Genomic DNA, 25,459 nt, shown 5'->3' with positions numbered 1-25,459 from the left:
CAAATGATCACGCTCTGTTACATTGTCGGACTAGTTTCTTCAATAAATCTTCAGTATTCTTCAAACTTAGCTAAAGTAAGATTGTAAAAAGGACTCCAACCGATGAGCGGTATCGTCAACGTATTTAAAAAGCTGTTCGGGCTAATCAATAACATTCGCAAGCTTATTCTAAATGTCATTTTCTTCTTGTTACTGTTCATTGTAATTGGGGTGATGGTTGCGGAAGACGAGCCCATTGTAGTGCCTGACAATAGCATGCTGGTGCTGCAATTGAATGGCGCATTGGTTGAAGAAGAAACTTGGGTGGATCCTACCGACCGCTTTATCAATGAAGCCTTTGGTGCCGGCAGCAATGCGCCCGAAACTTTATTAAGTGATGTCATCGAAAGTATCGAGCGCGCCGCCACCGATGACCGCATTAGTGGTATCTACCTCGATCTTAGTGGCTTTGCTGGCGGTGGTATGAACAAAATGAAGTTAGTAGGCGATGCCCTGCTCGCTTTTCGCGAAACTGGCAAGCCTGTATACAGCTACGCCGACTATTATACGCAGTCACAGTATTACCTTGCCGCACATGGTGATGAAGTCTACCTCAACCCGCTCGGTGCGATGATGTTTGAAGGCATGGGTGGCTATCAACTGTACTTCAAAGAATTGCTCGAAAAATTAAAAATTAGCACCCATGTATTTAAAGTGGGCGCGTATAAATCAGCGGTAGAACCCTATACACGCACCGATATGTCGAGTGAAGCGAAAGAAGCAAACGCGCAGCTTTATGATGCACTTTGGCAAGCTTATATTGCCACCATTGAACAACTCCGCGACGTTGATGCCCGTTTGCTAAGTGGCAAAATGGAGGACTTCAAAGCTGCACTGAGCGAAAGCCAAGAAGACATGGCGTTATTGGCGAAAAACGGTGGTTTGGTCGATGACCTTCTGACCCGCGAAGCGTTCCGCACGCAGCTTATCAATATTACCGGCTTAGACGATGACGAAACCAGCTGGCGCAAAATCTATCATCAAGACTACCTTGACGCCGGTCTCGTCAACGTAGAAGAAGATCAAGCAGATAGTGATGGCACTATCGCTGTGGTCGTTGCTCGTGGCATGATCGTGGACGGCTTCCAACGCCAAGGCATTATCGGTGGTGATAGCACTGCTGCCCTGCTACGTAAAGCACGTTTAGACGACGACACACGTGCGGTAGTCTTGCGAATTGATAGCCCCGGCGGTAGCGGTTTTGCGTCTGAGGTGATCCGCCAAGAAGTGCTCGAGCTGCAAGCCGCAGGTATTCCAGTAATCGCTTCAATGTCATCAGTAGCCGCTTCTGGCGGTTATTGGATCGCGGCCAGCGCGGATGAGATTTGGGCCACACCGACGACGATTACAGGTTCGATAGGCGTGTTCGGCATGTTCTTCACGATTGAAGATGCCCTTGCCCACGTTGGTGTCTACAGCGACGGTTATCACACCACAGAAATGCCACTAATGGACATTACCCGTCCGTTAACGGATGAAGGTAAGTTGATCGTGCAAACCTCGATCGAAAAGTTCTATCGTGACTTCGTAACTATGGTTGCCGAGAGTCGCAACATGACTTACGAACAAGTTCATGAAGTAGCGCAAGGTCGTGTCTGGACCGGTGCCAAAGCGCAAGAGCTGGGTCTAGTTGACGCCCTAGGCGACTTTGATGAAGCTGTTGCAGCAGCAGCAGCGGCGGCGAAAATTGAAAACTATGACGTGCGCACAGTCACTCCAGATATGAGCGCGCGTGAATTATTCTTGCAAGATCTGTTCGGACAAGCACAGGTTCTCTTGCCTGATAGCGCGACTCAACGTACCATCGACCCGATTAAGCAGCAGCTCATGGGTGTCTGGCGTGAAGCGCAAGTACTGTCGAATTTCAACGACCCGCAAGGTGTCTACTTGTTGTGCGAAACGTGCCCGATGCCCTAAGTCCGTTAGCGCGAACTTAGTTAAGGAATCACGATGACCACAACCACGCGTAAGCGTATCTATGTCGCCTACACTGGCGGTACCATTGGCATGCAAAAATCGGCGCAGGGCTATGTCCCTGCGCCTGGTTTTTTAACCCAATGCGTCAATCGCATGCCAGAATTCTTCCGTGAAGAAATGCCACTTTTCACTATCCATGAATACGCACCTTTGATGGATTCATCGGATATGTCACCAGAAGACTGGCAACGTATCGCTGATGATATTCAAGCAAACTACGCTGACTACGATGGTTTTGTCATTTTGCACGGTACCGATACCATGGCCTATACCGCATCGGCACTGTCATTCATGTTCGAGAACCTTGGCAAGCCGGTTATCATCACCGGTTCACAGATACCGCTGGCGGCATTGCGCTCAGATGGCCAAACCAATCTTCTCAATGCGCTTTATATTGCGGCGAATTATCCAATTCATGAAGTAGGTTTGTTTTTCAATAACAAACTCTTCCGCGGTAACCGTGCCACAAAAGCTGATGCCAATGGCTTTAATGCCTTCGACTCTCCCAACTTTCGTCCGCTACTCGAGGCTGGTATTCAGATCAGCGTTAAGGCTGGTACCATCAAAGCGATTGAGCAAACGCCGCTTCGCGTTCGCGGGGTATCAGCGCAAGCAATTGGTGTCATTACCTTGTATCCTGGCATTGCACCGGTATTGTTTGATCAACTGTTGCAACAGCCGGTACGCGCCCTCATTATGCAAAGCTATGGAGTTGGCAATGCCGCCCAAAACGCCCAGTTATTGGCAAGCATTAAACGAGGTATCGACGCTGGCGTGACAGTGTTAAACTGCACGCAGTGCTTCAAAGGCAAGGTCAATATGGGAGGCTATGCGACCGGCAATGCCTTGGCCGAAATTGGCGTCGTCAGTGGTTATGACATGACCATTGAGGCAGCACTCACGAAATTGCATTATTTGCTGGCGCAAGATTTATCGCGCAGCGAACTGGAACGACAATTACAAACGGATCTACGCGGCGAGCTTTCCGCGTAAGCAACTAAAACGATAATAAGAACAAACACTATGGCTGCATCATCTCCAGCATTTTCATCACGTATTGGCTTTATTCTGGCCGCCGCAGGTTCTGCGGTAGGCGTTGGTAACATTTGGGGCTTCCCTACCCAAGCTGCTAGCAATGGCGGTGGCGCATTCTTACTAGTCTATCTAGTGATGATCTTAGCGCTCGCTTATCCAATGCTGGTTGCCGAGCTAACGATAGGCCGTATGCGTCAGCAGAATCCCATTGAGGCACTTAGAGCGCTCAGTGAAAAACCATTCTGGCGACTGTTTGGTGCCACCACCGGGGTTGTCGCACTCATAGTGCTGTCGCTCATTTTGAGTTTTTACGCTATTGTCTCAGGCTGGTTGCTAGCTTATATGTTAGCGCCTTTAGCCGAGTTACTCGGCTTCCCAGCCGCTGCAAGATGGCTCACCGGCTTCAGTGTTGAGCGTAACCTGGTAATGATGGTGCTGTTTATGCTGCTGACCATTCATGTCATTCGTTCGGGTGTCACCAAGGGCATCGAACGTTGGTCAACACGTTTGATGCCTTTGTTGTTTGTGCTTTTGCTGGGCATGGTGATTTATATTCTGACTTTGCCAGGTGCCAGCGATGGTTTGCGCATGTATCTGACCCCAGATTTTGACCGTGTTCTTGACCCGAACCTCATCGTCCGCGCGATGGGGCAAGCGTTCTTTTCTTTGTCCATTGGTGCAGCCTGCATGATGACCTACGGCGCTTACCTATCAAAACACGAAAACCTGCCTAGAACAGCCGGTTGGGTTGCAGGTCTGGATACTTCAGTGGCATTTTTAGCGGGCTTATTGATCCTGCCAGCCATGTTTGCCGCACAACAATTGGGAGTAGAAATTTATGCCGCCGATGGTAGCTTACTTTCTGCAGATACCCTAGTCTTTAATGTGCTACCGGCGATGTTCGATTCAATGGGTGCCGCCGGTTTGTGGGTGGCCTTGGCATTTTTCGCACTCATGGTGATTGCCGCTATCACCTCTTCTATCTCAATGCTTGAAGCGCCGGTGAACGCCTTACGCGAAGAGTCGGGACAGCCGCGTTCACGAACCGCTTGGATAGTAGGTGGCCTGATTGCCGGGGTATCAGCCGTCATCATCTATAACTTCGATGCACTCTTTGGTTTGGTGATCACCGTTACTACGGTCTACATGCAACCGCTGATGGGGCTAACCTTTGGCTTTATGTTGACCTGGATCTTACGGCAAAACTATTTACTTAAAGCGTTACAAGACGGCGCCCCAGACATCGAGTCTTCGCTGTTCTGGAAAATTTGGCCTTGGTACGTCAAATTTATCTGCCCGATTCTTATCTTGTTGGTCATCTGGCGCGGCTAAATCATCCATTGGGTCATAAATTCGGGTACGGACATCTGCAACAGTCGTTGTGGATCCGTACCCAAAGTGTATAACTGTTGCGCCCGCGCTAGCGGAAAACGGCTACGTAGGTTCGTCTGATACTTGTGTTCCAATACTGGAATACCCTCATCGCGACGTTGTCGATGACCGATCGGATAATGCACAGTGATCTTGTCACTGGTCGTGCCATCGCGATAAACCAACTGTAATGCATTAGCGATAGAACGTTTGTTAGGATCGAGATAATCAGCGCTGAATTGCTTATCTTCGATGACTTCCATTTGCGCTCGCAAGCTGTCAATTTCTGGGTGGGCGCGATGAAATTCATCCTCGTAATGATCAGCGTCAAGACTGCCAAACAATAGTCCAATCGCCACCATATACTGTAAACAATGATCGCGGTCAGCAGGATTCGTTAACTCGCCTTCTTTGGCAATAATCCGCAGTGCTGATTCATGCGTAGTGATCACCACTTTCTCGATTTCTGCCGCGCGTTCAGAGTATTCTTGATGTAATTGCAACGCTGCTTCAACTGCTGTTTGGGCGTGAAATTCGGCGGGAAACGATAATTTGAACAAAATATTTTCCATTACGTAACTTGCGTAAGACTGCTCACGTTTGAGCGGTTTTCCCCCCATACTAACGTCACAAAACCCCCAGGTTTCAGCGCTTAGCGCGGCAGGAATGCCCATTTCGCCTCGCAGCGCAATATCCGCCAGACGCACCGCTCGACCACACGCATCGCCCGCAGCCCAAGATTTTCGTGAACCAGTATCAGGCGCGTGCCGATAGGTACGCAGCGCTTGACCATCCACCCAGGCGTGCGAAATCGCCGCCATAATCTGCTCACGATTACCACCGAGCAGCCAAGTAGCAACCGCTGTCGATGCCACCTTCACCAGCACCACGTGATCAAGGCCTACGCGATTAAAGCTATTCTCAAGTGCCAGTACACCTTGGATTTCATGTGCTTTAATCATAGCTTCGAGCACACGCGCCATTTTCAATGGTGCACGGCCAACAGCCATACGTTGTTGCGATACATAATCAGCTACCGCCAGAATGCTGCCGATATTATCCGAGGGATGTCCCCACTCAGCTGCCAGCCAAGTGTCATTAAAATCTAACCAACGAATGCAACAACCGATATCCCACGCAGCTTTGTGTGGCTCAAGACAAAATTGCGTACCCGGCACTCGTGCACCATGCGGTACTTGTGTACCGGAAACCAGAGGACCTAGATGTTTGGTGCATTCTGGATAGCGCAGCGCCAACATGGCACAGCCTAAACTATCATTCAGGCAATGACGGGCGGTCTGCCAAGCAAGTTCGCTCTCAACTTCATAATTGAGGACATAGTCGGCAATGGCTTGAATTTCGCTATCGTACTGGCGTTCTGCATGACTTGACATGCGCCTACCCTCCGCAGCTTAATTGATTGATTTTTATAGCATAAAAAAACGCTCGGGACCAAGAGATGAGTCCCGAGCCTAGGGGAATGGCTCAAGGGATTGAGCCGTGCGCTAACTCGATAAAATTCGAAGGTAAAATTGAGTGTAGTCAACAAAAAATTTTTTGCTAAATTTTTTTACGAAGTTTTCGCATTTACCTCAGGATAAGACCTCAGGTTGTCGCACACGGTTAAATAATTGGTAGAAATTCGCTGTTGTTTGCGCCGCAACTTGAGCCAGTGTGATGCCTTTGATATCAGCCACACATTTCGCGACATCGGCAACATAAGCAGGTTGGTTTTGTTGGCCACGATGAGGCACTGGTGCTAGCCAAGGACTGTCCGTTTCAATCAATAATTTTTCTAATGGCAAACGTTTGACCACGTCACGTAGCTCACTCGCGTTGCGGAAGCTTGCGATGCCGGAAATTGAAATAAAGAAATCAAGTTCATCAATGGCTTGCTTGGCCATTTCGTACGACTCGGTAAAGCAATGAAGCACCCCACCACAGTTCTGCGCCTGGCCATTTTTCAAAATAGCCAAGGTATCATCACGCGCATCGCGGGTATGGATAATTAAGGGCTTTTGATATTTGTTGGCGAGTTCGACATGAAAGGCAAAGCTTTCTTGCTGTACCGAATGACTCCCAGCATCGTAATAGTAATCGAGGCCAGTTTCACCGACCGCGACCACAGTGTCGGTTTTTACATACGCTTCGAGAGTTTCACTTTGCAGTGGATGCTTAGCGATGTAAAGCGGATGTACGCCACAAGAAATAGCGACTTGAGGGAACGGCGCAACAAGCTCTTGCATGCGCGGGAAGTCTTCAAGAGTAACGCCAATACACAGTAATTGTTGAACTTTTGCTTGTCGCGCACGCTCAAGGACGCGCTCAAGAGAGCCATCAAATTCGGCGAGATCAAGTTTATCAAGATGACAATGAGAATCGACAAACACAGCGACTCCTTAACGTCGTGTCGGTTTACATTGTGGCGGTAGGTGCGCTCGATTCACCTAAGTGACCGAGTAAAGTCTCAATACGGTTGCGTAAATGCGATTTATCTTCAATGAACTGCACCCCAACGCCGCGTTGGTCTGCGCGCCCTGGCCGCAGCGGTGCTAACCACACCACTTTACCTTTTACCAGTGTTTCTTCTGCGTCGCCGGGTAATTGTACCAGTAAAGCGAGTTCATCCCCAATGGCATAAGGTTCATCTGTAGCAATAAACAAGGCGCCACTTTTAATAAACGGCATGTACAAGCGGCGGAGTTGTTCTTCTGATTTTAAGTGAATGCGCTTTGCTGCCATGGCTAGTGCCACCTCATCCATAATTCTTGTAATAACAGAGGCCCATTTAAGCCGCTCTGTTCAGCTACCTGCTGACGCATAGCGTAACACAAATGCAACTGTTCGTTTAATTTAGTCATACAGAGATTATGTTGTCGCAGCCAATCTTGCAACGCTTGTTGTTGGTTTGCGAGCAATAAATGTTCCTGCGGTAGATTTTGCCACACTCGCATTAGTTCTTGGAGCAGCTGTTCTGACGCGAGCAACCAGCTCTGCCAGTTGTCTTTTGCCAAGGTTGGCCAGGCTTGTTGGCCCAATAAAGCTTGCGCTAATTCGCTGAGTTGGTGGGTTGGATACTCACCACTTTGCAACCACTTAAGCAACGCCAAAGGCCGCTGCGGATAGTTGCGTATCAATTGTTGCTCATCTGCACGCAAGACGCGCTGTAACTGTTGCGCCAACCATTGCTCCAATAATTCTGCATCGGGTTGTGGTAAGCGATGCAGGCGCATACGACTGCGCAATGTCGGCAGCAGCCGCTCGCTGCGCTCTGGTGTAACGATAAAGTAAGTGGATTGCGTCGGCTCTTCGAGTGTTTTTAACAGAGCGTTCGCGGCCGTTACGGACATCTTCTCGGCATCGTGCAGCCACACCACTTTCGCGCCGGCCTGATTTGGCGTCTGTTGTAACTTCGTCAATAATTCTCGAATCTGATCAACACTGATTGCTTTGCCATCAATGCTCGCCACTTGATAATAATCTGGATGCGTCTTCGCTTGATATAACAAGCAACTTTTACACTTACCACAAGCCCTGCCATTGGGCTCATTACAGAGTAGCAGTTTGATCCATTCTTCAACGAATTGGGCAATGCCTAAATCAGCTTGCCAAGGCAAACAATGCGCGTGCGCTAAGCTACCTTGTTGATAGTCACGACTTATTTGCCGCCATGGTTCGCGCAGCCAAGGTAAGCTCATGTGTCGGCACCTCGAGCAAAGAGCGCCTGCTCAAGCGCCGCTAAGAGCGCTCGGTGTACTTGTGGCATGCTTTGTTCGGCATCGATGACGCGTATACTCGAATCCGCGGCAGCGATTTCAAGATAGCGCGCGCGCGTGCGTTGAAAAAAGGCAAGCGCCTCTTGTTCAATACGATCGAGCTCGCCACGTGCTTGCGCCCGTTGTAATCCAATTTCAGGATCTAAATCAAGTAACAGGGTCAAATCAGGCACAAAATCACCAAGCACTAATTGTTTGAGTTGCTGCAACTTAGCATCTCCGAGTTCACGACCACCACCTTGATACGCGCGGGAGGAGAGATCGTGACGATCAGCTACCACCCAAATACCTTTGTCTAGCGCTGGCCGAATCACATTATTGACCAGCTGCACGCGGCTAGCGTACATCAGTAGCAATTCAGTTTCTGGCGAAATTTGCTCTTGCCATTGCTGCTTAACCAAGTCGCGCAATGCTTCGGCCAGCGGCGTTCCGCCGGGCTCACGCACTGTGGTGGTCGGAATGTGCTTAGCCTGCAAGTGATTGACAATACTCGCTATGGCTGAGCTTTTTCCAGCGCCCTCTAAGCCTTCAACGACTATGAATTTGCCCTGCATATTAATTGCTTATTCCTCGCTGATAGCGGTTTACCGCACGATTATGTTGTTCTAATGTTTCGGAGAATACATGGCCGCCTGAGCCATCAGCGACAAAATAGTAGTAAGGTGACACTGCTGGCTGCGCTGCTGCATACAGGCTCGCCGCACTCGGCATCGCAATAGGTGTGGGTGGTAACCCGTCAATACGGTAAGTGTTATAGGGGGTCAGCTCACGTAAATGCGCACGCGTCAAATTACCATCAAAATTCTTAATGCCATAAATTGTCGTCGGGTCTGATTGCAAGCGCATACCGGCATGCAATCGATTGACAAACACCGAACTCACCAGTTCGCGCTCCGCTTTCATGCCGGTTTCTTTTTCAATCATCGACGCCATAATCAGCAATTCATAGGGGTCTTTCAGAGGTACACGCTCTGAGCGCTGTGACCAAGCATTCTCAAGCCATTTTTGTTGTACCAAAAATGCCATTTCAATAATAGTCTCAACTTTGCTGCCAGCGTAAAAGCTGTAGGTATCCGGTGCCAGCGCGCCCTCTAAAGAGGGCCACTGTTCCGGTTTCAAGCGCTGTTCCAACTGCTGCCAAGCTGCATCACTTATAGGTTTCAAATACGGATGAGCATTCAGTTGCTGGAGCCACTGAGCCAACGTTTGTCCTTCGACCAAAGTAATCTGAAACTTGTGCTGCTCACCACTTGCGAATAACGACCACAAATCTGTCAGTCGCATTCCAGGTTGGATGGCATAGACACCCGCTTGTAATTGTTGTGGCTGACTCCAAACGCGACTGGCAAAGTACACAACCTCGACCTCCCCCTGCAACATATGTTGTTGCTGCAACTTACGGATGACGGACTTCATGTGCATGCCTCGCTCCACTTCAAACAAAGTGTCAGACTTGCTGATCTGCAGCGGCTGATGCGCTATCGCATAGCTCCAATACGCCAGCGCTGCACCAGCCAGTGTTGCGAACAGGATTATCGAGACAATTAGTTTACGGATAATACGCGCCACCAGTCATTGATTGCCTTAGGAAGGCTTACTTCAGATAACTTATGTTCGCCTATTTGACCAACGGGGCGCAAGCCTAAAACCGAGTTGCAGAGAAAAACTTGCTCAGCTTGCAGCAATTTCTCTGGTTTGACTGCGACTTCGCTGACTTGACCAAGCGGCTGTTGCGCGATAATCAGCTCACGTACCACGCCGCGAATACCAGCTTGATCTAATTTTGGGGTGTACCAATGCTGTCCATAACGGGCGAACAAATTGCTTGAAACGCACTCAACCACATAGCCCTCACTATCACATACCACTAATTCATCAAGCTGGCGTTCCGTTTTTTCTGCACTGAGCATCACTTGTTCGAGGCGATTAAGTGTTTTTAGACCAGCAAAAAAAGGATTACGACCTAAGCGTATGTCGGCGATGTCAACCTTGAGTGGCACTTGGGACTCAGCCGGCGCCGTATAAGAATGCTGAGTGATATACCAGTTGCAGGATCGCTTGTCAGAGAGACCATAACCGCGACCGCCCGAGCCGCGAGTGATGATGATTTTTGCGATCCACACGCCGAGTGGAAATTGCGCAAGGCAATGGCGCAGTTCCGACGCCTGAGGAAGCCCTAGTTTGAGTCGCTCAGAAGCACATTGCAGACGTTGCCAATGGGCGTCCCAGCAGTGTGGTTGTCCGTCAATAACAAGACATGTAGTAAAATGACCGTCACCAAATTGTAGGCCACGATCGAGGGGAGAATCAGGAGAGTAACTACCGTTCAGCCACATATAAAAAAGGCGGAATCAAAGATCCCGCCTTTCATTAAGCTTTGTTTAGTCGTTAGCGTGATTAGTCACGTAATCGATAGCTGATTGAACAGTTTTGATTTTCTCTGCTTCTTCGTCTGGAATTTCAGTTTCGAATTCTTCTTCCAGCGCCATGACGAGTTCAACAGTATCAAGAGAATCAGCACCTAGGTCGTTTTCAAATGAAGCTTCTGGCTTCACTTCTTCTTCTTTAACGCCTAACTGTTCAACGATGATTTTTTTAACGCGTTCTTCAATAGTACTCATTTTTACAATGTCCCTTCATTTAGATATCGAGTTCGAAATTGCGCTTAGTGTAGTGAATGCGGCTGCATTAATAAAGGAAAAAATTGCCTATCCACTAGAGGTCATACCCCTTCTTACACAAACCGCTTACACCATTGCTAGACCACCATTTACGTGAATGGTTTCGCCAGTAATGTACGCCGCCCCTGGAGATGCTAAAAATACCACCGCGGCAGCTATCTCTTCTGGTCGCCCAAGCCGTGCTGCTGGGATATTCGCAAAAATAGTTTGTTTTTGCTCTTCAGTCAGCGCTTTGGTCATATCGGTATCGATAAAACCTGGTGCAACACAGTTTACCGTGATGCCACGCCCAGCCACTTCTTGCGCTAATGCTTTGCTAAAGCCACTTAGACCAGCCTTGGCTGCGCAATAGTTGGTTTGCCCGGGGTTCCCCGTGGTACCGACCACTGATGAAATATTAATGATACGACCGAAGCGACGTTTCATCATGCCACGCAACACCGCTTTGCTTAAGCGAAAAACCGATTTTAGGTTGGTATCTAGCACCACGTCCCAATCGTCGTCCTTCATGCGCATCAACAAATTATCTTTGGTAATACCTGCGTTATTCACCAAAATATCGAGCTGACCATAATTGTCATCGACCGCTTTTAACACAGCGGCCACGCTATCTGCGTCCGTTACATCTAGACGCATACCTTCGCCATTGCCATCGAGGTACGCCGAAATTGCTGCAGCGCCGTTGTCGCTAGTTGCAGTACCGATCACCTTTACGCCTTGCGCAGCAAGCTGCTCAGCGATAGCTTTACCAATCCCACGGCTAGCACCGGTGACTAGGGCGACTTGTCCTTGCATCGTTGTCATAATTAAACCCTTGCTTGAATTGCGTCAACCGTATTGATCGCATCACCCTCAAGTGACTTATCAATACGTTTGTTTAAGCCCGTTAATACTTTACCCGGACCAATTTCATAAATCTCGGTAACGCCTTGCTTCACCAAATGCTGCACCGTTTCAGTCCAGCGCACCGGTGAGTATAGCTGGCGCACCAGTGCATCACGAATGGCATCACTGTCGCGCTCTTCTTTTACGTCAACATTATTGACCACTGGAATATTCGGTGTTCGAAGCGTAATTTTGCCCAACTCAACCGCGAGTTGTTGCGCTGCTGGCTGCATCAAAGCGCAATGCGATGGCACGCTGACCGGTAACGGTAAGGCCCGCTTTGCACCGCGTTCTTTACATGCGTCACCCGCCCGCTGAACCGCCTCTGCATGCCCAGCGATGACAACTTGGCCAGGCGAATTGTAGTTGACCGCACTCACCACTTGGTCACCGGCAGCCGCCGCGCACGCCTCTTCAACTAAAGCATCGTCGAGACCAATAATAGCGGCCATCGCGCCTACCCCGGCAGGCACAGCTTGCTGCATAAACTCACCGCGTTTCGCCACTAAAGCTACGGCGTCGGTAAACTCCATGCAGCCACTACAAACGAGAGCCGAATACTCTCCTAAACTATGACCGGCCATCCACTCAGGCGCAACAACGCCCTGCGCTTCAAGTACTCGGTAAAGCGCAACACTGGCTGCTAACAGAGCTGGTTGCGTGCGATGGGTTTCGTTTAATTTTTCTGCCGGACCTGCTTGCACCAGTTCCCACAAATCATAACCGAGAACCGCACTGGCTTCGGCAAATGTCGCCTCTACTTGTGGGTAAGAAGCCGCTACATCAGCGAGCATTCCAACCGCCTGTGAACCTTGTCCAGGAAATACATAAGCACGCATACTTCAATCCTTTTTTTAATAGCGAACCAGTGCTGAGCCCCAAGCAAAACCACCGCCAAAGGCTTCCAATAATACACTTTGTCCGCGTTGAATTCTGCCATCACGCACGGCCACATCCAGTGCAATAGGGACTGATGCTGCTGAAGTGTTTCCCGTATCAGCCAGCGTTGTGACCACCTGCGTCATTGGCATTTTTAACTTTTTCGCAGTTGCTTTAATAATTCGTAAATTAGCCTGATGTGGCACCAGCCAATCTAAATCTTCCGCCTGCATGTCATTGGCGCGCAGCGTCTCGGTAACCAGCTCGCTTAATTTACTCACTGCAACTTTAAACACCTCATTGCCTTTCATGTACATCCAGGCTTCACTGAGCGCTTCAGGTGCTTGTTGGCTATGACGTTGCGGATGTTGCACCCCGAGTAAATCCGCAAACTCGCCAGCACTGTTTAAATGTGTCGACAAAATACCTGGTCTTTCATTGGCACTGACCACGACAGCTCCGGCACCATCGCCGAATAACACAATGGTATTGCGATCGTCTGGTCGACACAAGCGTGACAGCACATCGGTGCCGATCACCAGAACGTGACGGTAGGTACCGCTGCGAATGTATTGATCGGCGACGCTCAGCGCAAAAATAAAGCCAGAACAGGCTGCCGCTACATCAAAGGCTGGAATATTTTTATCGGTGAGCGCTGCTTGAATTTCACAAGCAACACTTGGAAATGCGCGCTCGTTCGAAGTGGTCGCCACGACAATAAGATCGAGTTCATGCGCTTGTAGATTGGCTTGTTCTAATGCGCGCCGCGCAGCAACCACCCCCATTGAAGCGGCGTTTTCGCTCGGCCCTGCGATATGTCGTTGATGAATACCGGTGCGCTCAACAATCCATTCATGGGATGTTTCCACGCGTTGTTCCAGCATGGCGTTAGTCAGGCAAGTTTCCGGCAAATAATGACCGGTGCCTGCGATGCTTGCAAACATAAGAACCTTTATTCTTGTTCTAGGAGTACGTGTTCTACCTGGTCGCGAATGCGCGTCGGCAGATCCTGTTGCGCCTCTTCTACGGCTTGTGCGATCGCACTCAAAAAGGCTTTGGCGTTCGCATCACCGTGACTTTTTATCACGACGCCACGCAATCCTATCAAACTTGCACCATTATAGTGGTCGGGCTTCAACCAATCCCACGAACGTTGCAACCGACTATAGAACAATTTTACAAACCAACGTGTCATCCAATGTGCATTGATATTGGCACGAATGTTATTCAACAATAAATCGGCAAGACCTTCGCAGCTCTTCAGTGCGATATTGCCAACAAAACCGTCACAGACGATAACGTCAGCTTTATCCGCAAATAAGTCATCGCCTTCAATAAAACCGATATAGTTCACTGAAGGAGAATTCAGCAATAACTGCGCGGTCGCTTTAACCACATCATTGCCTTTGATATCTTCTTCGCCCATGTTTAACAACGCAACTCGCGGCTGCTCGATATGCAGAACATGCCGCGCCGCTTGTGAACCCATGACACCAAATTGGAATAAGGTGTCGGAATCACAAACTGGATTCGCACCTAAGTCCAATAAAAATGAGCTTTTTCCTGAAGCCTGAGGGATCGCCGACATCAATGCTGGGCGCAATACACCAGGTAATGTTTTCAGCGCAAAATAAGCTTTGGTCATGAGCGCACCGGTGTTACCCGCACTCACGCACGCAGCAGCATCACCACTGGCAACTAAATCAAGCGCGATGCGCATCGAAGAATCTGGTTTGGCACGCAAGGAATAACCTGGCTTGTCGGTCATGGCAACCGTTTGGCTTGCGTGTTTCAGGGTAATACGAGGATGGGTATCAAGCTGCTGTTGTTGCAGCAATGGCAATAGCTCTGCTTCATCACCGACAACAATAAAGTGAACTTCAGCAAACTCGCTTAACGCACTTTTCAGTGCAGCAATAACAATTGAGGGGCCATGATCGCCCCCCATTGCATCAAGTGCCAGTGTCAGTGCGGCCATAGCCTCACTTCCGAAATCTGGTTTACTTGTTAACGACTTTACGGCCTTTGTAGAAACCGTCAGCTGTTACATGGTGACGACGATGTGTTTCACCAGAGGTAGAGTCAACCGACAGTGTAGGGCCGCTCAGTGCATCGTGAGAACGACGCATGTCGCGCTTCGAACGACTTTTCCGATTCTGTTGTACAGCCATTTACGCTATCTCCTAAGTTTATTTACGCTTTAATTCTTGCAATACCGCGAAAGGATTATCCTTTTCTTGTGGCGCGTCATCAATGTCGCCCCACTGCATTGCGTTACTATCAATCCGACATTCGCGCTCATCATGTTTGACCACAACAGGCATTGCCAATATCAGTTCATCTTCGACAATTCGATGCAGGTTGACTTCGCCAAGCTCGTCTAACTCAAACGGCTCATACTCACTCGGCATATCGGTGGCCGTTTGTCGACGCGTTACTGGCGCATAAATGAACTCACTCGCAAGCTCAACTGCCATGGGGTCGCCACAGCGTTCACACGCAACAGTTACGCCAACATTCGCCTGCCCCTTGATGTGCTTGATGCCTTGCGCGTCGATTGCAAAAGCAAGCTCGACGTCAACATCAGCACAGGGCTCGACTAATAATTCCTGTAAACGCGTTAAGTTCTGTCCTGGCACTAAGCCAACGTAGCTCAACTGTTTACTGGCACTTTTTACCGGATCAACCGAAATGGGTATACGAACCTTCTGCATAGGGCGCGAATCTTATAGGAATCAGAGTGTGAAAACAAGTTATTTTCGAATAACTAATGGGTTGATGTGCCACTTGCGCAACATCGCTAAAAGTTTAATCAAAGGTAAGCCGATCAAGCTGTTCGGGTCATCTCCCTGCATCTTTTCAAAGAGGCTAATACCTAAACCTTCACTTTTAAAGCTGCCCGCACAACTTAATGGCTGTTCGAGCTCGACATAACCTTTAATTTCGACATCGCTCAACTGTCGGAACTGCACTGCAAAGGGTTCAACACAAGACTGCAACGCCTGAGTTTCGCTATCATAAACGGCAAGTCCAGTGTAAAACATCACAGTTTGACCGTTTGCCGCTTGTAATTGACTGATCGCATTGGCAACACTGCCCGGTTTGCCCAATATTTTGTCGCCAACTACGGCGACTTGATCCGAGCCAATCAATACATGCTTCGGAAATTGCTCACTCAAGGCTTGTGCTTTGGCGATAGCTAAGCGCTCGACCAGTGCTTGTGCAGTTTCGTTCGCAAGTGGCGTTTCGTCAACTTGCGGAGCGGCGGTCATGAAGTCCGATAAGACCCGCTCGAGCAACATGCGGCGATAAGGTGAAGTCGAAGCAAGGACGATAGGTTTCATGCATGCTCTCCTTTACTCCAATGAATTGCTTGTGCTCTGACCGCTTTTACCTGTTCGGCAAATGATTGCCAGCTAGAGAGAACTTGCAAAGGTTCGAATACCTGCAACTGTGCGGCTGAATGAACGCCAAAATCAACGCCCATACGGTCCATTTGCGCCGCTTGCGCCATACGCAAATCATGAATTGAGTCACCGATCATCAGTGCATCCTGCACCTGACAACCGGCCTCTTCAACTAACTCGAATAACATTTTGGGACTTGGCTTGGATTCTGTCTCATCGGCGCAGCGTGAATAATCAAACAGATCACCAATCCCCGTTTCTTGCCAGACACGGTCAAGACCACGGCGCGCCTTACCGGTAGCGACGGCCAATCGCACGCCCTGCTCTTTTAACTTAACTAGCATTTCTGGAACATGCGGAAATAAAGGCGTCGGCGTTGGATCTAGCTGCACATATTGATCGCGATAGACGTCCAGAAACTGCGTATGCTGGGCTTCATCGAGCCGACCAAATAAACGTTCAATCGCTGGCTGCAGGCTTAACCCGATAATATCGCGTACGGCAACTTCCGTTGGCACCGGTAATTGTAATTCTTGCGCGGTCGCCTGCATTGAGGAAACGATGCGTCCTACCGAATCCATCAGGGTTCCATCCCAATCGAAAATAATAAGCTGATACGGCTTTTTCACTACTCAACCTTTTCTAACTTTTTCAGCGTGTCACGTAACTCGGCATCAAGTGGCGCAGTGACATGAATTGGTTTGCCAGTTTGCGGGTGTGCAAACCTTAATTCATGCGCATGCAAGAACAAACGATTCAAGCCTAAGTCACGCATGGCTTGATCAAACACTTGATCACCATATTTCGGATCACCGGCAATCGGGTGCCCAGCATGCAGCGCATGTACGCGAATTTGATGGGTGCGCCCGGTAATCGGTGAAGCTTCGACTAAACTACAATTGGCAAACACGCGTTGTACGCGAAATCGCGTTTCAGAAGGTTTACCCGCCGCATCGACGCGCACCATCCGCTCACCTGACTGCAAGGTATTCTTGAGTAACGGCGCGGCAATGAACTTCACATGTGCTTGCCAATGCCCACGTACCAGCGCTAAATAACGCTTATCCATGGTTTTTTCACGCAACTGTTCGTGTAATGAGCGTAATGCTGAGCGGCGCTTCGAAACCAAAATACAACCACTGGTCTCACGGTCAAGCCGATGCACCAACTCTAAATGTTTGGCATCAGGACGCAGTGCACGCAGGCTTTCGATTAAGCCAAACTGCAAGTTCGAACCGCCATGAACCGCCAAACCAGCTGGTTTATTTAATACCAGTAAGACATCGTCTTCGTACAAAATATGGTCGTTCAGCGCTTGTACTGCACTTAAGTTTGCCGATGGTAGCGGATTTTTCTCGGCCACTCGGACCGGTGGGATCCGCACTTCATCGCCAGCTTGTAAGCGGTAATCTGGTTTTGCGCGTTTTTTGTTCACGCGCACTTCACCTTTGCGCAAGATGCGGTACACCATTGACTTGGGTACGCCTCGCAATTGCGCAAGTAGAAAGTTATCAATACGCTGGTCGGCATAATCAGGTTCGATTGTGACCCAGCGCACTTGTTGTTGAATTTGTTCACTCATGGCGCGCAGTTTACCATTTTCCGTTTTTTTGCGCTGCAAATTTGCAGTTTTATTTTAGCTTGTGCCGAGTTACCTATTCGTGGGATAATGACCCGCCGGAAAAAGCCGCACCGGTGACATTGAGAGCGGTACACAGCTGCAGCATTAGAGCGCAGGCTGTGCGAAAAATGAAAGCAAACAGATTAGCGAAGTAACTTGGTATCAGGTGTGCACATTATCGCCACCTCATCCACTTCAGTATACAACGAACAAAACGTTGAGATACTGAAAGCATGGAACCAGAACGAGCCAAGTTACATAAAAGTCAAAGCATAAGGCTGCGACACGGTACGAACACAAGCGTATTTCGGCTTGGTAACCTATTGCATGCTTCACGTCACAGCAGTTCACTGACGGGAGGCCATATCACACGCTGCGATAGCGCGATGGCAGACGACAATTCAAACTCGAAATAGCGATGGCGCAAACGCCTTCGTACTGTGTTGTGGCAAACCAGATAAAGAGTCACAACCATGAAAAGAATGTTAATCAATGCAACGCAGCAAGAAGAGCTACGTGTTGCTTTGGTCGACGGGCAAAAACTTTACGATTTAGACATCGAAAGCCCAGGCCACGAACAAAAGAAAGCAAATATTTACAAGGGTAAAATCACCCGTATCGAACCTAGCCTTGAGGCTGCATTTGTTGACTATGGCGCTGAGCGTCATGGTTTTCTCCCCCTCAAAGAAATCGCTAAAACCTATTTCCCTGCTAACTATACTTTCTCGGGCCGTCCGAACATTAAAGACGTGGTCAAAGAAGGACAGGAAGTTATTGTCCAAATCGATAAAGAAGAACGTGGTCAAAAAGGCGCCGCCCTTACCACCTTCATTTCTTTAGCGGGTAGCTATTTAGTGCTAATGCCAAATAACCCACGTGCTGGTGGTATTTCACGCCGTATCGAAGGGGATGAACGAACCGAATTGAAAGACGCCATGAGCGATCTACAAATTCCAGATGGCATGGGACTCATCGTTCGTACTGCTGGCGTAGGTAAATCAGCGGAAGAACTCGAATGGGACTTGAACGTTCTTGTCCATCATTGGCAAGCGATCGAGAAAGCTGCTGCGCAACGCCCTGCTCCGTTTCTCATTCACCAAGAAAGCAACGTGGTATTTCGTGCCATTCGCGATTATTTGCGTCGTGATATTGGTGAGGTGCTGATCGATAATCCAAGTTTATTCGAACAGATTCGCGACCACGTGCAATTGATTCGCCCTGACTTTGTCAATCGCGTCAAAGTTTATCAAGGCGATGTTCCACTGTTTAACCATTATCAAATTGAAAGCCAAATCGAATCGGCGTTTCAACGTGAGGTGCGGTTGCCATCAGGAGGCTCGATTGTTATCGACCCTACTGAAGCACTGACCTCTATCGATATCAACTCTGCCCGCGCAACCAAAGGTGGCGATATCGAAGAAACTGCATTCCAAACCAACTTAGAAGCAGCCGAAGAAATCGCCCGTCAATTGCGTTTACGTGACGTCGGCGGCTTGGTGGTCATCGACTTTATCGACATGACTCCAGCGAAGCACCAGCGTGAAGTTGAGAATCGTCTGCGCGATAGTTTGAAACAAGACCGCGCGCGCATTCAAGTTACGCGTATTTCTCGCTTTGGCCTACTGGAAATGTCACGTCAGCGTTTACGTCCGTCGTTAGGCGAGTCATCGAACCATGTTTGCCCGCGTTGTAGCGGTCAAGGCACCATTCGTTCTGCCGAATCACTCGCCTTGTCTATTCTGCGTCTCATTGAAGAAGAAGCGCTCAAAGATAATACGATTCAAATACAAGCGCAGGTTCCAGTCACGGTTGCCACCTATTTGCTCAACGAAAAACGTGCCTCCATTGCTGAAATCGAAAAGCGTCATTCTGTTTCCGTGTTGGTGATTCCAAACCAACATTTAGAAACGCCGCACTTCGATGTCAAGCGTTTGCGTAACGATGAACTTGAACAAGCAAACAGCTTTACCCTGATCGAGAAACCAGAAGATACCAGTACCGAGATTGTCTTGAATAAAAACAAGCCTGGATTTGAAGAACCTGCATTGAAAGGTTTGCAAGCTCCAGCAGCGCCTGCTCCAGCCCCATCACCGGCTGAGAAAGCAAAGGCTGATGCTCCCTCACTCTTTGCCCGCATTGGTAAATGGTTGGCCGGTCTATTCGGCAGTGATGAAGACGAAAGTGAGAAGCAAAAGCAACAACAAAACCAACGTCGCTCATCGCAAAATCGCGATAACAACCAACGTCGCGGCAATCGCAATCCTCGTGGCAACTCACGTCGTCGCAATAACAATCGTGGCCGTAAGCCTGACGATGAGCAAAAAGCGAAGACAGATAAGCCAGACGCTGAGCAGCAAGATACCAGCAATAATAAGCCAAACGAGAAAAAGTCTGAACGCGGTGGTAGCCGTCGTGGTGGTCGTGGCCGTAATCGTTCTGCTGCGAAAGACACCGCAAAAGAGACTAACACTGCTGCGGAAGTGACAGCTGATGACAAGGCCTCAGCTGAAACTAAGACTGAGACCAAGAGTGCAACGCCGAAGCCGCGTCGTCAGCGTCGTAAGCTCGAAAAATCAGTACGGATCAGCAGCGATAAAGCAAGTGAAACAAACAAGCCGGTGGCAGCTGATGCTGAGGCAAAACCAACAGATGTTGCTGAAGCTGAAGTGAAGCAAACTGAAACGGTCGAAGCCAGCGCGCCGCAGGCAACAGATTCAGCCGCAGCGGAAACAACTGCGACTGAACCAACGGTGCCTGAAGCAACCGAAGGTGCCGATAACGAGGCCACTGACGAAGCAACCGACGCTGGAAAAGAAAAACGTGGTCGTAATCGTTCGCGCCGCAGTCCGCGCCATCAACGAGCCGCCGGCCAACGCCGCAAAGCCGAGGCTGAAGCTGAGTCTGAACCGGATGCAGCGCAGGGTCAGTTGGAAATGCCAATCGAAGCTGAAGCTTCAGCGGCTGAAACGCCAGTGGAGGAGCAAGCTTCACCAACAGCACCGATAGAGCAAGTAGAAGCACCTGCAGCTGCAGTTGAAGCCGATGAACCAAAATCTGAAGCCGACAAAGCTGAACCAGCAGCTGAAGAGCCTGAAGCTCCGGTGAAAGCTGAGGCGGAAAGTGAGGTTGCAGTTGAAACTGCACCGACAGCAGCAGTTAAAACCGAACAACCGGTTGCGGATACTACGCCAAAAACAACTGTTGCGGCCGCACCCAAGCAGCGTAAAACAGTTGGCGTAGCGATTTCTGCACCTATGGCGAAAGCTGCTGCACAACCGCGCACTGATGCGTTTCAAGCATTGCATGCCGCCAGTGATGATGCGCGTAAGCCGTTTAACAAGGCAACCAGCGTTGCAAGTTTGACGCAGGCGCGAGCGCAGACGCAATCAACAATGACTAAGTGCACGCCGACTAGCTAACATAACGCTAGAAGAGTACATAAAAAAACCGTAGTCAGTACATCTGACTACGGTTTTTTATTACCTGCTCGATAATCTTACTTAAGGTTTTCCTCAAACAATTCGAAGATACGACGGTATTCATCGAGCCAGCTTGAAGGCTGGCGAAAACCGTGCGGCTCAACTGGAAAGATCGCAGTTTCGAAATCTTCTTTTTCGTGTTCGATCAGACGCTGAACTAAACGCACGCTGTCTTGGAAGAACACGTTATCATCCACCATCGGCGAGTTGATTAAAAGCGCGTCTTCTAAACCTTCGGTAAAGTAAATCGGCGAACTACGGCGATAGGCAATAGGATCATCATCTGGCAGATTCAGGATGTTCGACGTATAACCGGTGTTGTAATGAGCCCAATCAGAGACTGGTCGTAGCGCTGCACCGGCTTTGAACAAACCCGGTTCGTTGAACAACGCCATGAAGGTAAGGAAGCCACCATAAGAACCGCCATAGGTACCCATACGCTCGGTATCAACGTTGGTGTTCGCACCAGCCCACTTCACGACGTCAACCAAGTCTTCAACCTCTGGTGTACCCATTTGACGATAAATCGCCGTACGCCAATCACGGCCGTAGCCTTTTGACCCACGATAATCAAGATCGAAGACAACATAGCCTTGACGATTTAAGAAGGTATGGAACATAAACTCGCGCTGATAACCGGACCACCCAGCATGTGCATTTTGCAGATAACCCGCACCGTGAATGAATACCACGGCCGGATACTTCTCCGCGCGCTGCGGATCATAGTCTTCTGGGTAGTAAACACGGGTATAAATCGGATCATCCACATGGCTTGAAGGCACTGGCACAATTTCTGGAACCGTCCAATCTATTGCTTGCCACTGTTCAGTCACCGTATGGGTTAAGCGCTGTGCAGTCGCATTCTCGGCAAGGTCTTGCACGTAGATTTCGTTCGGCTGTAAGGCATTCGAGTATTCCAGCAAAACTTTATCGCCTTGTGGACTCACTTTAAAGCCAGCAACAATACCGTCAAGGTCAGTTAATTGCTCAACTTCACCGCCCGCTAAACTCACCCGATACAGCTCATAAATTCCTGGATGATCTTCATTTGCTGTGAAGTACAAATGGCCGGTTTGAGCATCCACAGTTGGACTTTCAGTAACAAACTTTCCAGCCGTTAACTGTTGCTGCTCGCCACCGAGTTGTTTGGTATACAAGTGGGCATAGCCATCTTCTTCGCTTTGAAACCAAATCCGATCAGCACTATTCGGCACAAAGTCGAATTCATTGTGGGTGTAGTTAATCCATGCTTCGTCATGCAAACGATGCTCGTTCACTAATTGCTTGCCGGCGAAGTCGACACTGGCGATCCAGCGATCTTTGTTGTCCCAAGCTTCGAGCATCACAACCGCATTTTCACCATTGTCCGACCAGCGAATTGCACCTTCTTGCCAGCCCCAATCTTGCATTAAGGTGATAGCACGTGGTGCTTCTTTTGATTCGTAGGTTTTACCCTGCGCTTCATGGTTTTCGGCTTTTACCTTAGCAAGCACGTCCTCATTCCAACCCGGTAGAGTGTTGTAGGTGAATTCCGACTGCTGACCCGTGGTCAAATCAAGCATCATTAAGCGATGCGAGACTGGCTTAGCGTCAGCGACGCGGCGGCGCACTGATTCAGCTTTCACCCGGCCATCTTCGGCGACATAATTTGGCATAATGTCACCGTCGTCGCGCCAGCTAGCCGGCTCGCTGATCGCCACCAACATTTTGTCGCCGGCTGGCGATAAGCTAGCGGCAACTACTTGGGTATTTTTACCTAAATAGAAGGATTGCGGCGCCAAAGTTGGATTTTCCGCTTGCAACTGTTCTTGATAATCAGCGCGCTCTTGCCGGTCACGACGCTCTTTTTGTACGAACTCAATCAGATCAACTTGCTCTTGAGCGATAAAATCTTTTGGTGCGGTGACTGCTTCAGGTTTGTCAGCATTGGCTAACGAGGCAATTTGCTGCGTGATGCCAGTGACTGGGTCCACTTTGAAAAAATCGTTCCCTTGCCGATAAGCAAGCTGCCCGTCCGTTAAAAACATCAGCTGCGATTGTCGCGCTTCGTCCCGCGTCAATTGCTTGATGTTACCGCTGGTCAGATCGCGCACAAAAACATTACCTTCAAAGGTATAGGCCAGCATTTCACGGTTAGCATTGTAGACACCGTCACTATAGGCATAGTGATGCATGCGCTCGAGAGGTACTTGGTGTGCGTCTTTATCTAATGGCTGATGATACCAGTCGCTAATGACGCTACCGGCGCGTTTTTGCTGATAAAGCACCCCGCTACCGTCCAGCATCCAGTAGGCGTTTGCGGGCGAGCGAGCAACCCAATCCTGGTCTGCCATTATTTGCTTAATGGTCAGTTCTGAACTTTCTCCCTGAGTGTCAGAACTACTTGCCACATTTAATTCAAGCACCTGAGGCGTCACGTTTTGCTGTGCCTGGTTTGCCATCGGCGCTGTAGTTGCAGCACATGAAGCAGCGACCAATGCGGCAAGCAAAGAAACAGTAAATTTTGTTGTCATTCTTATGCTTCCTAGTTGTAAAGTACTTTGTTATTAAAACAAAATGCCCAGCACTATTCGAGCTGGGCATGCAACGCTTGCGATGAAATTAAACTTTCTTGCGATCAGGCTTCGGCATCCGGTTGCTGAGTGGGATGCGCAGCCGCGACCCAGGGTAATTCGAGCAACCCCTTATAAATTTTTTGCAGCAATGGATAACCGCCTAAATCGATACCAAAACGCTCGGCCGAGAACACTTGCGGTACCAAACACACGTCGGCAAGAGAAAATTCATCACCCACACAATAAGTGCCTGACACTTCTTCAAGATTTTTTTCGAGCGCGGTAAAACTCTGTTGGAACCAATGATCAAGCCATGCTTGTTTTTGGGCATCGCTGACCTGCAGCTCCTGCTTTAAATACTGTTGCACGCGTAAATTGATCAGTGGTTGTAATTCACTCGCCAAGTCTAAAGCGATAGCCCGTATCGCGCCACGTTGTCGAGGCGCTCCAGGCAAAAGACTAGGCGTTGGATATTTTTCCTCAAGATATTCAATAATCGCGAGCGATTGGTGCAAGATGACTTGACCATCGACCAAGGTAGGAACCAGCCCATTGGGATTCAATTGCCGATACGCTTGCTGATGTTGCTGACCGCCGTCCCTCAATAAATGTACCGGGATATAATTGTAATCAAGCTGTTTGTAATTAAGGGCAATGCGCGCCCGATAACTGGCGCTTGAGCGCCAGTATCCGTATAACTCCATAACCGACTCCGCAGGACTAATCTTGTTCAAGGTGGTACTCCACCACCTTCTGATCAATGCTGCCGAAAATACTTGCCCCTGTTTCGTCTACCATTTCGATTTTTATGGTATCGCCGAACTGCATAAAACCGGTTTTTGGTTTGCCATCGCGAATGGTTTCAATCATTCGCACTTCAGCAATACAGCTGTAACCCACACCACCTTCTGCAATCGCACTGCCGTGGTCGGTACCTTGCTTGTTCGACACCGTGCCCGAGCCAATAATGGCGCCTGCACCTAAGTGACGCGTCTTGGCAGCGTGGGCAACGAGTTGGGCAAAATCAAAAGTCATATCTTCGCCAGCATTCGGTTTGCCAAATGGCTTGCCGTTATAATAGCTCAGAAGTGGCAAATGCACCTTGTTGTCCTGCCATTTTGCGCCCAACTCATCCGGTGTCACGGCGACTGGCGAAAATGCCGACGATGGCTTGGATTGGAAAAAGCCGAACCCCTTACCTAATTCATTTGGAATCAAACCGCGCAGCGAGACGTCGTTAACCAACATCAATAAACGAATATACTGCCCCGCTTCGTCAGCGCTCACACCCATCGGGACATCGTCGGTAACAACAGCGATTTCGCCTTCAAAGTCGATGCCCCAAGCGGTATCTGCCATCGCGATGGCATCTTTCGGCCCAAGGAAATCATCAGAGCCCCCCTGATACATCAGCGGGTCGGTCCAAAAGCTCGGTGGCATTTCCGCATTACGCGCTTTTCGTACCAATTCCACGTGATTCACATAGGCACTGCCATCAGCCCATTGATATGCGCGTGGGAGCGGTGATTCACAGAGACTTTCATCGAACGCTTCCGCATCATCCAGTTCACCGCTATTAAGTGCCGCGTAAACTTTCTCGAGCTCCGGAGCGATGCCGTCCCAGTCATCCAATACTTCCTGCAAGGTTTCTGCCAATGCAGGTACAGCAACCGCTTGTTTTAAGTCGCGGCTGACAACCATCAATTGGCCGTCTCGGGTTCCATTTCGATACGTCGCAAATTTCATAAATCAGT

At 49.3% G+C, this 25,459-nt stretch carries 24 protein-coding genes; 4 read left to right on the top strand and 20 right to left on the bottom strand.

The genetic code is table 11. The annotated features are described in order from the left end of the window. The first annotated feature begins 102 nt into the window (after positions 1–102). From sppA to IDAT_RS00805, 3 genes are read left to right on the top strand one after another with little or no spacing between them, the layout of a single operon-like run. A complete protein-coding gene (gene sppA, locus IDAT_RS00815; RefSeq protein ID WP_034729293.1) occupies positions 103–1,956 on the top strand; it encodes a signal peptide peptidase SppA in 1,854 nt (617 codons plus the stop codon). Between the two features lie 33 nt (positions 1,957–1,989). Then, the gene (ansA, locus tag IDAT_RS00810) at positions 1,990–3,009 is read left to right on the top strand and encodes an asparaginase (RefSeq protein WP_034729286.1); all 1,020 of its coding nucleotides are present in this window, start codon (positions 1,990–1,992) and stop codon (positions 3,007–3,009) included. Positions 3,010–3,039: 30 nt separating this feature from the next. Then, positions 3,040–4,383, top strand: coding sequence for a sodium-dependent transporter (locus tag IDAT_RS00805; protein WP_034729283.1), 1,344 nt, complete (start codon positions 3,040–3,042; stop codon positions 4,381–4,383). On the opposite strand, the gene IDAT_RS00800 is transcribed toward IDAT_RS00805, so the two are convergent. From IDAT_RS00800 to rluC, 17 genes are all read right to left on the bottom strand, one after another. After that, the gene (locus IDAT_RS00800; RefSeq protein WP_034729281.1) at positions 4,380–5,816 is read right to left on the bottom strand and encodes a bifunctional 2-methylcitrate dehydratase/aconitate hydratase; all 1,437 of its coding nucleotides are present in this window, start codon (positions 5,814–5,816) and stop codon (positions 4,380–4,382) included. The two genes, IDAT_RS00805 and IDAT_RS00800, sit on opposite strands and share 4 nt — an antisense overlap. Positions 5,817–6,014: 198 nt before the next feature. Further along, a complete protein-coding gene (locus IDAT_RS00795) occupies positions 6,015–6,812 on the bottom strand; it encodes a TatD family hydrolase (protein ID WP_034729279.1) in 798 nt (265 codons plus the stop codon). Positions 6,813–6,837: 25 nt separating this feature from the next. Further along, complete coding sequence (locus IDAT_RS00790) at positions 6,838–7,164, bottom strand: PilZ domain-containing protein (RefSeq protein WP_034729277.1); 327 nt, start codon at positions 7,162–7,164, stop codon at positions 6,838–6,840. A gap of 2 nt (positions 7,165–7,166) precedes the next feature. After that, complete coding sequence (locus IDAT_RS00785; RefSeq protein ID WP_034729275.1) at positions 7,167–8,120, bottom strand: DNA polymerase III subunit delta'; 954 nt, start codon at positions 8,118–8,120, stop codon at positions 7,167–7,169. Beyond that, on the bottom strand, positions 8,117–8,752 hold the full coding sequence (gene tmk / locus IDAT_RS00780) for a dTMP kinase (RefSeq protein ID WP_034729274.1): 636 nt from the start codon (positions 8,750–8,752) through the stop codon (positions 8,117–8,119). Before tmk ends, IDAT_RS00785 begins: the two co-directional genes overlap by 4 nt. A gap of 1 nt (position 8,753) precedes the next feature. Further along, positions 8,754–9,767 carry an endolytic transglycosylase MltG gene (gene mltG / locus IDAT_RS00775; protein ID WP_051986482.1) on the bottom strand — a complete coding sequence of 338 codons (1,014 nt, stop codon included), beginning with the start codon at positions 9,765–9,767 and terminating at the stop codon, positions 8,754–8,756. Further along, entirely contained in the window at positions 9,743–10,534 is a 792-nt protein-coding gene (gene pabC, locus IDAT_RS00770) for an aminodeoxychorismate lyase (protein ID WP_051986481.1), read from the bottom strand. The genes mltG and pabC overlap by 25 nt, the downstream gene beginning before the upstream one ends. Before the next feature lie 45 nt (positions 10,535–10,579). Then, positions 10,580–10,819 carry an acyl carrier protein gene (gene acpP / locus IDAT_RS00765; protein WP_034729271.1) on the bottom strand — a complete coding sequence of 80 codons (240 nt, stop codon included), beginning with the start codon at positions 10,817–10,819 and terminating at the stop codon, positions 10,580–10,582. A 126-nt stretch (positions 10,820–10,945) separates the two neighbouring features. After that, positions 10,946–11,683: a 3-oxoacyl-ACP reductase FabG gene (gene fabG / locus IDAT_RS00760; RefSeq protein WP_034729270.1), complete on the bottom strand. Its 738-nt coding sequence runs from the start codon at positions 11,681–11,683 to the stop codon at positions 10,946–10,948. Between the two features lie 2 nt (positions 11,684–11,685). Continuing rightward, the gene (gene fabD / locus IDAT_RS00755) at positions 11,686–12,603 is read right to left on the bottom strand and encodes an ACP S-malonyltransferase (protein WP_034729268.1); all 918 of its coding nucleotides are present in this window, start codon (positions 12,601–12,603) and stop codon (positions 11,686–11,688) included. 15 nt (positions 12,604–12,618) lie between these two features. After that, positions 12,619–13,587, bottom strand: coding sequence for a beta-ketoacyl-ACP synthase III (locus tag IDAT_RS00750; protein ID WP_034729265.1), 969 nt, complete (start codon positions 13,585–13,587; stop codon positions 12,619–12,621). 8 nt (positions 13,588–13,595) lie between these two features. Next, on the bottom strand, positions 13,596–14,621 hold the full coding sequence (gene plsX / locus IDAT_RS00745) for a phosphate acyltransferase PlsX (protein WP_034729262.1): 1,026 nt from the start codon (positions 14,619–14,621) through the stop codon (positions 13,596–13,598). 22 nt (positions 14,622–14,643) lie between these two features. Continuing rightward, positions 14,644–14,814, bottom strand: coding sequence for a 50S ribosomal protein L32 (gene rpmF / locus IDAT_RS00740; RefSeq protein ID WP_034729259.1), 171 nt, complete (start codon positions 14,812–14,814; stop codon positions 14,644–14,646). 18 nt (positions 14,815–14,832) lie between these two features. Beyond that, positions 14,833–15,357, bottom strand: a complete 525-nt coding sequence (gene yceD, locus IDAT_RS00735) for a 23S rRNA accumulation protein YceD (protein ID WP_034729256.1) — start codon at positions 15,355–15,357, stop codon at positions 14,833–14,835. A gap of 39 nt (positions 15,358–15,396) precedes the next feature. Continuing rightward, positions 15,397–15,987 carry a Maf family protein gene (locus IDAT_RS00730; RefSeq protein WP_034729253.1) on the bottom strand — a complete coding sequence of 197 codons (591 nt, stop codon included), beginning with the start codon at positions 15,985–15,987 and terminating at the stop codon, positions 15,397–15,399. Beyond that, positions 15,984–16,679: an HAD-IA family hydrolase gene (locus IDAT_RS00725; protein WP_034729250.1), complete on the bottom strand. Its 696-nt coding sequence runs from the start codon at positions 16,677–16,679 to the stop codon at positions 15,984–15,986. Before IDAT_RS00725 ends, IDAT_RS00730 begins: the two co-directional genes overlap by 4 nt. After that, entirely contained in the window at positions 16,679–17,632 is a 954-nt protein-coding gene (gene rluC / locus IDAT_RS00720) for a 23S rRNA pseudouridine(955/2504/2580) synthase RluC (protein WP_051986517.1), read from the bottom strand. Before rluC ends, IDAT_RS00725 begins: the two co-directional genes overlap by 1 nt. A 512-nt stretch (positions 17,633–18,144) precedes the next feature. Here rluC and rne point away from each other — a divergent pair. After that, entirely contained in the window at positions 18,145–21,090 is a 2,946-nt protein-coding gene (gene rne, locus IDAT_RS00715) for a ribonuclease E (protein WP_034729244.1), read from the top strand. Positions 21,091–21,167: 77 nt separating this feature from the next. Here rne and IDAT_RS00710 read toward each other — a convergent pair whose 3' ends face one another. The 3 genes from IDAT_RS00710 to IDAT_RS00700 all read right to left on the bottom strand — a co-directional run bounded on the left by IDAT_RS00710 (position 21,168) and on the right by IDAT_RS00700 (position 25,451). Further along, positions 21,168–23,663, bottom strand: coding sequence for a S9 family peptidase (locus IDAT_RS00710; RefSeq protein ID WP_034729241.1), 2,496 nt, complete (start codon positions 23,661–23,663; stop codon positions 21,168–21,170). 104 nt (positions 23,664–23,767) lie between these two features. Next, positions 23,768–24,409, bottom strand: coding sequence for a maleylacetoacetate isomerase (maiA, locus tag IDAT_RS00705; RefSeq protein WP_034729239.1), 642 nt, complete (start codon positions 24,407–24,409; stop codon positions 23,768–23,770). Positions 24,410–24,425: 16 nt separating this feature from the next. Then, positions 24,426–25,451: a fumarylacetoacetate hydrolase family protein gene (locus tag IDAT_RS00700; RefSeq protein WP_034729236.1), complete on the bottom strand. Its 1,026-nt coding sequence runs from the start codon at positions 25,449–25,451 to the stop codon at positions 24,426–24,428. Between the last annotated feature and the right edge of the window lie 8 nt (positions 25,452–25,459).

The organism is Pseudidiomarina atlantica (assembly GCF_000753735.1).
In the GTDB taxonomy this organism is placed as follows: Bacteria; Pseudomonadota; Gammaproteobacteria; order Enterobacterales; family Alteromonadaceae; genus Pseudidiomarina; species Pseudidiomarina atlantica.
The sequence above is the reverse complement of the archived record's forward strand: the minus strand, read 5'-3'. Positions and strand labels throughout refer to the sequence as shown.

Coding starts and splice junctions, on each gene's coding strand:
- IDAT_RS00785 (WP_034729275.1), bottom strand. CDS start 8,120: ATGAGCTTACCTTGGCTGCGCGAACCATGGCGGCAAATAAGTCGTGAC.
- tmk (WP_034729274.1), bottom strand. CDS start 8,752: ATGCAGGGCAAATTCATAGTCGTTGAAGGCTTAGAGGGCGCTGGAAAA.
- sppA (WP_034729293.1), top strand. CDS start 103: ATGAGCGGTATCGTCAACGTATTTAAAAAGCTGTTCGGGCTAATCAAT.
- rluC (WP_051986517.1), bottom strand. CDS start 17,632: ATGAGTGAACAAATTCAACAACAAGTGCGCTGGGTCACAATCGAACCT.
- IDAT_RS00790 (WP_034729277.1), bottom strand. CDS start 7,164: ATGGCAGCAAAGCGCATTCACTTAAAATCAGAAGAACAACTCCGCCGC.
- fabD (WP_034729268.1), bottom strand. CDS start 12,603: ATGCGTGCTTATGTATTTCCTGGACAAGGTTCACAGGCGGTTGGAATG.
- IDAT_RS00710 (WP_034729241.1), bottom strand. CDS start 23,663: ATGACAACAAAATTTACTGTTTCTTTGCTTGCCGCATTGGTCGCTGCT.
- IDAT_RS00750 (WP_034729265.1), bottom strand. CDS start 13,587: ATGTTTGCAAGCATCGCAGGCACCGGTCATTATTTGCCGGAAACTTGC.
- IDAT_RS00730 (WP_034729253.1), bottom strand. CDS start 15,987: ATGAAACCTATCGTCCTTGCTTCGACTTCACCTTATCGCCGCATGTTG.
- yceD (WP_034729256.1), bottom strand. CDS start 15,357: ATGCAGAAGGTTCGTATACCCATTTCGGTTGATCCGGTAAAAAGTGCC.
- IDAT_RS00805 (WP_034729283.1), top strand. CDS start 3,040: ATGGCTGCATCATCTCCAGCATTTTCATCACGTATTGGCTTTATTCTG.
- pabC (WP_051986481.1), bottom strand. CDS start 10,534: ATGTGGCTGAACGGTAGTTACTCTCCTGATTCTCCCCTCGATCGTGGC.
- IDAT_RS00800 (WP_034729281.1), bottom strand. CDS start 5,816: ATGTCAAGTCATGCAGAACGCCAGTACGATAGCGAAATTCAAGCCATT.
- acpP (WP_034729271.1), bottom strand. CDS start 10,819: ATGAGTACTATTGAAGAACGCGTTAAAAAAATCATCGTTGAACAGTTA.
- rne (WP_034729244.1), top strand. CDS start 18,145: ATGAAAAGAATGTTAATCAATGCAACGCAGCAAGAAGAGCTACGTGTT.
- fabG (WP_034729270.1), bottom strand. CDS start 11,683: ATGACAACGATGCAAGGACAAGTCGCCCTAGTCACCGGTGCTAGCCGT.
- maiA (WP_034729239.1), bottom strand. CDS start 24,409: ATGGAGTTATACGGATACTGGCGCTCAAGCGCCAGTTATCGGGCGCGC.
- ansA (WP_034729286.1), top strand. CDS start 1,990: ATGACCACAACCACGCGTAAGCGTATCTATGTCGCCTACACTGGCGGT.
- IDAT_RS00700 (WP_034729236.1), bottom strand. CDS start 25,451: ATGAAATTTGCGACGTATCGAAATGGAACCCGAGACGGCCAATTGATG.
- rpmF (WP_034729259.1), bottom strand. CDS start 14,814: ATGGCTGTACAACAGAATCGGAAAAGTCGTTCGAAGCGCGACATGCGT.
- plsX (WP_034729262.1), bottom strand. CDS start 14,621: ATGGCCGCACTGACACTGGCACTTGATGCAATGGGGGGCGATCATGGC.